We start from the raw sequence: 8,568 nt of genomic DNA on the forward strand, positions 1-8,568 counted from the left end.
GTCTTGGAGGAGATCGTCAGCCACGACCGTTCATGATCGCGGTTCCGCTCACGCTCCGTGGCTCCGGCACTGAAAGTGAGTCAGAACCAGTTTTCAGGAGACGTAGACAGCGGAGAAACGACGTTTCCATCGGGCGGCCGGATGAAGTCGAACATGCTGCGATGGCGTCGGCATGGTGCGGAGCGGGCAGAAAAGCCTGAATCGGCATAGCAGCCTGGCGAAAGCTGCGATGGTGCCGCACCCGGAGATGGCAGCGCCTGAAGAAGGGACTTCGCCGCCTTAATCCAGCTTCGATGATGCCGCACCCGGCAGGTGCGGAGATAGCTGGTGAGCAGCGAGGCCGAGACGACGCCCGAGAGGCTGCGATGGGGCCGCACCCGGTGGGTACGGAGATGGCATCCAGCCGATCGTGGTGCCGAGTTGGGCAAGCGTGCTGCGTTGGTGCCGCACCCGGTGGGCTGAAAGGTGGTCGCGCTGGGCGGAGTTCGCGAGCTGGACAGCCGAGCTGCGATGGTGCCGCATCGCTGGGACGCGGAGGAACGCGGTGGTCTGGCTGGTCACCGAGACGCCAGACGAGCTGCGATGGTGCTGCACCGGTACGGTGCGGAGCAACTTCGGCACGTCCGAGATGTGGTGCAGGACCGTAACGCTGCGATGGTGCCGCACCCGGATGATGCGGAGCGGTTGGGTTGAGGAGATGGCCTTCGTCAGCAGGTCGATCCTGCGATGGTGCCGCACCGGGACGGTGCGGCGCGATTCGGCGGGATATCGGTGTCGGTGGCGATGCCTTCCTGGCTGCGATGGTGCCGCACCAGGAAGGTGCGGAGCGACTGGTCCAGGTCGATCGCCGGGTGAAGGACGTTGCCGCCTCGACAGCTGTGGTCGCAGCGGCACTGTGATAGGGCCGCACCGGGACGGTGCGGAGCGACCTGCATCCACTGGTCACAGAAGGGGTGGACTTCGCCCCTGCGATGGTGCCGCACCGGGACGGTGCGGAGCGACCCCGCTGGACTACCGGGACATGTATCGGTGGGACATGCTGCGATGGTGCCGCACCGGCACGGTGCGGAGTGGTGGCGTCTGAGTTGCTGGCTTGATGGTCCGACGAGTCGGCTGCCGCGCCTGCCTGGGTGTCTTTTTGGGCGATTCGGATTTGTGGCTTCGGTGCAGTGGGGTGCTTCCGTGTCTGCTTGCGTTCCGAAGTCGTGTCCGGCCGGGATGCCGTTTTTTGTGTTGGCGCTGTGGAGTTGTCAAGGATCGGGGGTTGGTGGGGTGGCCGGGGGTGGGGTTCAGGGCCAGAGGTGGCGGCTTGCGGCGAGGGGGCCGTTGGACTGTTTGAGGCCGGTTCGGGGTGCAGTGTAGAGGGCCGTGACGCCGAGGTCGGTGAGCATCGCCGTGGTCGGGCTCGTGCCGGGGTCGGTGGCGCGGACGGCGGGGTGTTCGAGGAAGACGGTGACCGCGGTGGAGGTGAGCGGTGGTGTCCAGGCGGGCCATCGTAGGGCGCCGCGGTTGTTGGTGGTGTCCCAGCTGGTGGCGGCCTGGGCGCGGCCGGTGGCGGTCAGGCGGAAGGTGCCGAGGGCGTGGAGGGCGAGCCAGGTGGGGCCCGGCGCTCCGCGCTGGTAGGGCTTGCCTTCGGAGTTGGTATGGGCGTCGCCGAGGGAGCGGTGGTCGAAGTTGGCGGAGGCGTAGTCGGGGACGCGGCGCCAGCCGTCCAGGGCCGAGCGGATCTGCCGAGGGTCGTTGTGGCAGCCGAGGACGGCTTTCTGCATCAGGCCGGTGATGGTCATCTGGCCGGCGGCGGCGATCAGCGGTGTGACGGGTGTGCGTCGAACCGTGGTGGGGCTCGACCCTTCCGCGGGTTCCGGGTCGTTCTTGCCGGTCTTGGGTTTGACGTCCTCGAAGCACATGACGTTGGTCAGGGCGGCGAACCATCGGGCCTGGCGGTCGCCCGTCTCGCGTTCGGCCTGGGTGAGTTCGCGAAGCACCTGGTGCGCGGTATCGACTCGAAGGCGCAGGGCTTCGTTGGGGGCGGTGGTGTCCTCACGGGTTCGGGCGAGCAGCCCGGGGACGTGCGGGAAGGAGTCCCAGCCTTCGTCCTTCGTGCCGACCGTGTCGGTGTCCTCGTCGTCTTGGTCCTCGGTCTCGGCCGTATCGTCCGGCTGCCCGACCGTGGGGGCGGGCTTGGGCGGGAGGTGGGCGGTGAGGAGGGCGGTGAGGGTGTCAAGGGTCAGGGGCTGGTCGGTGGTGAGGACGGCGGGGCCGGCAGGGCCGTTCCAGTGGAGGCGGGGCTTGGCGATCAAGGTGGCGGCGGTGAGTTCGAGGATGCCGAGGGCGGTGAGGAAGCCGAGGGGGTCGTCGGCGCGCAGGGCGGGGAGTTCGAGTTGGTGCACGGTCAGTTGCCTTCTTCGGAGCAGGCGATGTCGGCGAGGCGGACGACGGATTCCAGGAGGGCCAGGCCCCAGAAGCCGTAGCGCTGGTTGAGTGCGTCGAAGCGGTCGGGGCCGTTCCAGTCGGTGCCGATGACGGCGCTGGAGACGCTGACGGCGGTGCCGTCGGGCATGGTGCACTCGACAACGACGGGCTCGGGGTCGGCGACCGCGGGCAGCATCGGGCGGGCGAAGCCGTGGTGCGCGGCGACGAGGTGGATGACGAGGTCGTGGTCGAGCCCTTGGGCGGCGGCGGGGCCGGTGGCGAGCCAGGTCTGGACGGCGGCGGCGCTGAGGGCTTCGTGGCGCAGGTCCTTGGACCAGTTGGCCAGGCGCGCTGCGCGTCGCCGGGCGGCGCGGTCGGCGGGGTCCATGCCGGACTTGGCGAGGGGTTCGGGGAGGGACTCGGCGAGCAGGCGGTCGCCGGAGCAGAGCATGCACAGGAACCGCGGGTGGAGTTTCCCGCAGTCGTGGGCCCGGGCCGCCAGCACGACGGCGTCGACCAGGTCGTCGGGCAGTCCGACGGCCCGGGCGAAGTCGTGGGCGCGTTCGCCGACTTTCTGGTGGTGGTGCTTGAGGGTGACGGTGCGGGTGAGGCTGCTGCTGTCCGGGTCGTCGTCCACGGAGATCCGGTAGCGGCCGGCGTCGGCGAGCCGCGGCGGGATGAGGACGATCCGCCCTTGGCCATCGCGGTCGACCAGCACCGCCCCGGCTGCAGCCGACCGTCCGGTGCGCCACTCGGCGACCTCCAACATGCTCTCCAGACGCCGGCGCAGCGCCGGCGTGTGCCGAGCGGGGCTGTCGGGTGGGGTGTCGGTGGGCAGGGTGGCGAGCAGGCTGGTGAGCGCGGCGCGGACGGCGTCGGTCGTACTCACGGCATCCGGGTCGTCAGGATCGATGGCCAGGTCGGTGACAGCCTGTTTGACGATCGAGGTGAACTGCTCGGGGGCGGCGCCGGTGGTGCTGGCCAGAACGGCCGGGTCCAGGCGGAGCGGGGTGCGGGCGTGGTCGGCGGGGTGGTCGCCGAGATCGGGGACGGGGGTGTCGGGGTCGGCGGTCCAGCCGTAGGCGTCGTGGCCGCCGGCGGTGGTCGGCAGGGCGAGGGTGGCGCCGGGTTTCAGCTCTCCGGCCACGCGTGGGGTGGTCCAGGTGCCGTCTGCCTCGCGTTGGAGGACGGTGGTGCGCAGGCGGGTGGGTGGGTTGCGGGGTTCGGGTGCGGTGTCGGCGTCGGGGCCTTCGAGGTCGCTGGTGTCCGGGGTGCGGCGGGGTTCGGTGAGGAAGCGGCGCACGGTGGCCAGGGGCAGGGAGAGGGTTTCGGCGGTGTGGACGGGGGTGGTGCGCAGGTGTTCGGCGAGGGCTTCGGGGTCGGTGGTGCCGGTCGACAGGTCGGCGCGCCACAGGAGTTGGACTTCGGGCTCGCCGGTGTCGAGGCCGTGGAGGAAGGGGGCGGGGGATTCGTCGGGGACGGGGAGGGGGCTGGTGCGGGCGAAGGCGTCCACGCGCACTCGGTGAACAGGCGGGATGTGGGCGCCGGCGCGGGTGAGCGGTGCAGTGTCGGTGCCGTCGAGGAGGCCGGGCAGGGTGGCGGGGTTGAGGACCAGGCTGCCGAGGAGGTGGGGGGTCAGTTCGGCGGGGTCCCGGGTCTCGTGGGTGGGGGCGTGTTGGGTGAGCCACTGCCAGGTGTTCGCAGCCGCCGGGCCGTAGACGGGGATGCGGTCGGGGTCCTCGGGGTTGTGGGTGCGTACGAGGATCGCGGGTACGGGGCCGAGTTCGCCTCGGCGGTCGAGGCGTCCGAGGCGCTGCAGGGCGGAGGCCCAGTCGCCGCATTCGCTGACCATCGCTCCGAAGGTGCAGTCGATCCCCACTTCGAGGGTCTGGGTGCTGATCACGACGAGGGGGCGTTCGCGGTCGGGGTCGATGCCGTCGAGGAGTTCGGCCAGCGGGCCGGTGACGAGCAGGTCGCGCTCCGCGGGCCGGCAGCGCCCGGTCAGGAGCAGCACGTCCACGTCCCCGCGCCGGGAGATCGCTTCGTGGGCGGCGCGGGCGTGGGTGATGGTGTTGGCGATCACCGCGACCGCGGGCAGCTTCAGGAGGGGAAGGACGGCGTCCAGGCCGGTTCCGGTGGCGAGAGCGAACGCCTCCGTGGGCTTCTTCGCCCAACCGCTGGCGTCCAGCAGCGTCACGTGCCGCTCGGCCGCGATCCGCCGCCCCGCGATCGGATGCGCACGGTCGGCGTCACCGACACCCAGACGGGGCCGTCCGCAGCTGGCGCTGGTCGCCGACAGGCTCACCACCCGAAGCGCCCGTGCCGCCAACTCCCCTCGCGCCGCCGTCTGCTGGTAGAGAGCGGTGTCGGCGGCGGTCGCGAGCAGGGCCTTCGACAGGTGGGCCTCGTCCAGAGCCAGCAGAGCGTCGCACCCGGTCAGGGCGGCGTCGATCGGAGCCCGCTGCGGGGAGGTGTGGTAGCCGCGGAACAGCAGGCGGCTGCCGTACTGGTCCACGGTCGACGTCACCACCAGCGGCTGGGCCGGGCCGCGCGCCCAGTTCGACTCCCACCTGGCGCCGCCGCGCATCCGCACGACCTCCAACGGTGACGCTCCGTCACCGAGGTCGCGCAGCGCGGCGGCTACCTTCGCCCGCACCGAGCCGGCAGGCGCCCCGGCGAGGGCCGCGGCCAGCTCGACGGAGTGCTGGTGGGCCTGGTCCACCACCAGGCGCCGGTCGACGCAGAAGAACAGCCGCAGCGGCACCGTCCGGGATTCCCGGCCCGGCCCGCAGGCGTGTTCCCGAGCGAGGAGGAAGAGCCAGATGTCGATGAGCGTCGTCTTCCCCAACGCGGTGGGCACGTCGAGGTCCGGCCAGTCCGCGCCGCCCGCCACAGCATCCAGGTAGGCGCTCTGCCACGGGAACGGCGCCCAGCCCCTGCACCCGTCGCACACCACACTCCGTGTCCCGTCCGGGCAGTGGGTGTGGTGGTGGACCTCCCGGAAGAAGGCCGGGAACTCGGCCACCTCGATAGCCGCAGGCCGCTCGGCGCCGGTCACTGGTCGTCCTCCTGGAAGTCGGGCTCCGGGCGGCACAGGCCCAGGCCGAAGTTCTTCTTGCTGCCCAGCACCACCGGCCCCGCCACCGGGACCGGGAAGGCCAGGCGGACATGGCAGCTCGGCAACGGCCGCTCCCCGTCCTTGCGCCGCACCGGGAAGCCGCCCGCGTGGCGCGCGCCGGGGACCAGGGCGTGGCCCGGGCTCACCCGCACCCGCACCGGTTCGGGCAGCCCGGCCGCCGCGCAGCTGGCGGTGACCGAGTCCGCCCAGTACGGGTCGCCGTTCTTGGGGAAGCGGTCGAGGACCATCGGCAGCACCGTGGCCCACACCGTCGAAGGCTCCTGCCAAGCCCATGGCTGGACGGTCAGCGGCCAGGAGTCCTGGTCCGCGGGATGGACCCGCTCCAGGTCCAACGGTTCCCCGTCCGCCAACCGGATACGGCGCAGCCCTCCGTCATGGTGGAGCAGCGCGGCGAGCAGCGCCTTGCGGTCCTGCCTGGGCATCTCACGCGGTAGGGCGATGCCCAGACCACGCAGCATCCCGTCTGCGTGGCGGTGGCCGGCGAACGGCAACGCGAGGTACGCCACCGGCCGCGGACCGTCCGGGCTGTTCTTGTGGCCGTGGACCGTGGTCATCGCCTCGACGTCGTGGCCCATCGCGTCCAAGGTGCTCATCACCGCGCCCCGCAGCCGACCGGTCAGTTCCAGCGTCCACCGCGGGTCCAACGCCACGCCGGGGGCGAACGAGAACGTCAGCAGATCACCGAACGGCCCCTCAGTCAGCGGCCTCCCGGGCCGCGCGACGTAATCGGGGTCGAGGTAGTGGTGAGTGAGCGACTGGCTCCAGGCCGGCCGCTGGTCCTCGAACGCCTCCTCCAGCCATGCCAGGTACCCGCGGTAGGGGATGCGGATCGGCCGCGAGCCTTTCGGGTACTCGCCGGCAGCGGCCGGCAGCCAGCGCTGCCGCCACTCGTCGCCGTCGCCGGCACCGTCGGGGCCGCACCAGGCGTCGAGCAGCCCGGCCCCGGTCGAACGACCGAAGTACGGCACCCGGCGGGCCAGTTCCTCCAGCACCGGGGCGAGTTCCTCCCCCGGCTCCGCGGTCCAGCTGAACACCAACCGCGTACCGGACAGCGTCTTCTGCGCCCACGCGCGGGGAACACCGCCTGCGGTGCGTCCGGGCAGCAAGGTATGGGTCGCCCTCGCCGGGTTCACGATATTGGTCACCACCCATGCCGCGCGCGGATGTTCCGCCTCCAGGGGCTTGGCCGGCACCGTGACCACTGGCGGCTCCTGCGCCTCCAGCCAGCTCAGCGCCGTACGGTGCTCGGCGTCCTCCAGGTCGGCGTGCGCGACCAGCGCGCAGAACAGGCGGGCGGGGTGGGGCGGCCACTCGGCCCGCTCCCCGTCCATGCCGGTCGCCTGGTAGAGCGGCTCCAGCAACTCCACCGAGATGTGGAATGGCATGACGCTCTACTCGCCTTCCGCCTCGCCGATGCCCTCCAGGCGGAAGGAGCGCTCGATCGCCTCCTGCACCTGCGCGTTCGGCCGCAGCAGCACCGGCTCCTTGGACCACACCACGCCCGCCTCCTCGGCCCGCGCACGCGCGAACTCGAACAGCGCCACGGCCTGCGCCGCTGTCTCCAGCTCCAGCGGCTCCGTCACCGCGACGCCCTCACGCCCGCGGCCGACCCACTCGATCCGCTCCGACACCAGCAGCAGGTCGCAGCCCGAGCGCAACCGCACCGCCGACGCCGCGAACGCCAGCCGGTCCCCCAGCAGCGCCAGCGCCGCCAGAAGCGCCCTAGCCGCCCGCACGTAGTCCTTCGACGCATCGCCGAAGCGCAACGCCCGCAGGCCCGCAAAGGCCAGATACGCTTTCCGCTCGATCGCCTGGACCGTCACGCCGCCCATCCCGGCAACCGGCGGGATCATGCCGTGCCCGACTGCCGACGCCCTGATCGTCTTCCCCTTGCCCTTCTTCCCCGTGCCCTCGACCGGCCGCCACCCGTCGGCGGTCAGCTCCACGGTGTCGCCCGGGAAGTTCCACGTGTCGAAACGCCCCGCCGCCCTCACCCCGGACAACGGACGCAGCCCCACCATCTCCGAGGTGTAGGCGCGCGGCACCTTCAACTGCACCCGACGCTTGCGGTGCGAATCCCACAGCCCGTACACCAGGTCCGACGGCGCCGACCCCAGGAAGGCACGCACGTCCCCGGTCCCCGTGTCGCGCAGCGCTCGCCCCACTGCCGTATCGTCGAACTTCGCTCCGGCCTCGTCCAGCGCGTCGCGGAAGTAGGCGTCACGGGAACGGTGCGGGGCGTCCAGGTTCGTCATCCGGAGCGCCCGGCCCTCCGCGCTCACGTGCAGCGCCAGGTGCGGCAGCAGCACATCGCCCTGGTCGACCGCCTCCAACAGAGCAGTCTCACACCGGTTCGCCTGCGACTGCCGCTGGTCCAGCAGCACCACCCCCGCAGACTCCTGCCCGACCCACCGGTCCTCGAACAACAGGCCCGGCCCGTCGACCTCCCTCTCCTTCCCTGTTGCCAGGTCACGGACGGTCCGGGTGACCTTCACGGTCGGCGGCGACACCGGCGTTCCCACACCCGCCACCGGCTCGTACCGGGCCGTCACCCGGATCGCACCATCCACCGCAAGCCCGCCCGCCGCCTCGGCCAGCCGCTCGTACAACGCCTCCATGGAACCCTCCTCGTACAGGAGCCTCTCGGACGGTTCGCATCGAAGCAGCCCCCGCCGACAGCCCTCGCCCTTTCGAGTGATGAACCATCAGGAGAGCGGCGAGCGCCGGGAGTTACGGTAAAATGCTCCGCCCTCCGCGCCGGGAACCCAACTGCTTCCCGCTACTTCCGCCCCTGGACCGGCACACTCGGCCCCGCTTGGGACGCGCTGCACCATGGGTCTCCTCCTCGAGCCAAGTGGCGATGGCCCGTCCAGGGTTGCCGGGGCGGTGGGCGCATGGATGGGGCATCGGAGCCTCGACGTCGCCTTCAAGATCTACCGGCATCTGATGCCGGGCTCCATCAGCCGCGCCAGGCCCAGGTACTCGACCTGGACCAGGGCACCACAACAAGGTGTGTC

4 protein-coding genes are annotated in these 8,568 nt (G+C 71.5%); all 4 read right to left on the reverse strand.

Translation table 11 applies throughout. The features are described 5' to 3' along the window. Positions 1 to 1,289 precede the first annotated feature (1,289 nt). From ACFW1A_RS34895 to cas7u, 4 genes are read right to left on the reverse strand one after another with little or no spacing between them, the layout of a single operon-like run. Positions 1,290 to 2,390, reverse strand: coding sequence for a hypothetical protein (locus tag ACFW1A_RS34895; RefSeq protein ID WP_380416407.1), 1,101 nt, complete (start codon positions 2,388 to 2,390; stop codon positions 1,290 to 1,292). A 2-nt stretch (positions 2,391 to 2,392) separates the two neighbouring features. After that, a complete protein-coding gene (cas3u, locus tag ACFW1A_RS34900) occupies positions 2,393 to 5,470 on the reverse strand; it encodes a type I-U CRISPR-associated helicase/endonuclease Cas3 (RefSeq protein WP_380416409.1) in 3,078 nt (1,025 codons plus the stop codon). Continuing rightward, a complete protein-coding gene (csb2, locus tag ACFW1A_RS34905; protein ID WP_380416411.1) occupies positions 5,467 to 6,936 on the reverse strand; it encodes a type I-U CRISPR-associated protein Csb2 in 1,470 nt (489 codons plus the stop codon). The genes cas3u and csb2 overlap by 4 nt, the downstream gene beginning before the upstream one ends. 6 nt (positions 6,937 to 6,942) lie before the next feature. Beyond that, positions 6,943 to 8,169, reverse strand: coding sequence for a type I-U CRISPR-associated RAMP protein Csb1/Cas7u (gene cas7u / locus ACFW1A_RS34910; protein WP_380416413.1), 1,227 nt, complete (start codon positions 8,167 to 8,169; stop codon positions 6,943 to 6,945). Positions 8,170 to 8,568 lie beyond the last annotated feature (399 nt).

This window comes from Kitasatospora sp. NPDC058965 (genome assembly GCF_042741245.1).
Lineage (GTDB): Bacteria > Actinomycetota > Actinomycetes > Streptomycetales > Streptomycetaceae > Kitasatospora.

Bases quoted from the DNA above. Each gene is read 5' to 3' on its own strand.
- csb2 (WP_380416411.1), bottom strand. From the start codon at position 6,936: ATGCCATTCCACATCTCGGTGGAGTTGCTGGAGCCGCTCTACCAGGCG.
- cas7u (WP_380416413.1), bottom strand. From the start codon at position 8,169: ATGGAGGCGTTGTACGAGCGGCTGGCCGAGGCGGCGGGCGGGCTTGCG.